Here is a 757-nt window from a genome sequence, read left to right as displayed (position 1 = left end):
CGTACGTCTCATCCAAGAACACCAGCCGGTGCGGCTCTTGGCGCATGCGGACCTGACGGTGGTCTCTCCAAGTGCGGCGTTCATCCCGCACGTCGGCGCGTGCGCACTCCGCCGCCATCAGGTGTTTTTTTATAAGTGAAGCCGCACCGGCACAGGAAGCGCGAGAGCATCGCGGGAGCCGCAACGATCCCGTGCTCGTCGAGCAGCCGAGCGGCCAGTTCGGGCATAGTGATGGCGGGCTTGGCCTCGACAGTCTGGATCAGGAAGGTCTCATAAGGCACCAGCTTGCCGTGTCCCGGCGGACGGCCCTGGCGGGCCGGCGCCAGTGAGCCGAGGTGGCGCGTTCGCCGCACCAGCTTGATGGCGAAACTGTCGCTGACGCAGAAGTGTTGGGCTGCCGCCCGGCAGGAATGGCCCGCATGACAAGCCAAGGACGCGGAAAAGATGCAGCCTTCTATACCACAGACCACCGGCATCGACATTGCCAGAGATCAGCTCGATGTTTGTCTCTACCCTGATGGAGCCACGTGCCACTTTACCAATGATGACAAAGGCCATCGCGCCCTCATCGCCTGGCTCTCCGGCCATGCCATCGAGCGCGTGGTCTTCGAGCCGACTGGTGCGTATCACCGCGTGCTGGAGCGAAGTCTTGCCAGGGCCGGTCTGCCGCTGGCGAAGATCAATCCCCGTCACGCTCGCCGCTTCGCGGAAGCTCTGGGCCAGCTCGCCAAAACCGATCGGCTTGATGCGGCGCTGC

At 63.9% G+C, this 757-nt stretch carries 2 protein-coding genes; one reads left to right on the top strand and one right to left on the bottom strand.

The window, feature by feature from the left end; translation table 11 throughout:
• Positions 1–80: 80 nt before the first annotated feature.
• On the bottom strand, positions 81–431 hold the full coding sequence (locus tag ACXJKO_RS31940) for a helix-turn-helix domain-containing protein (RefSeq protein ID WP_457095005.1): 351 nt from the start codon (positions 429–431) through the stop codon (positions 81–83).
• Between the two features lie 13 nt (positions 432–444).
• Between ACXJKO_RS31940 and ACXJKO_RS31935 the strand changes: the two genes are divergently transcribed.
• The coding region (locus ACXJKO_RS31935; RefSeq protein WP_457095004.1) for an IS110 family transposase at positions 445–757 on the top strand (313 nt) is incomplete at its 3' end.

Source organism: Microvirga sp. P5_D2, from assembly GCF_054049475.1.
This window is presented reverse-complemented; position numbering and strand designations above follow the sequence as displayed.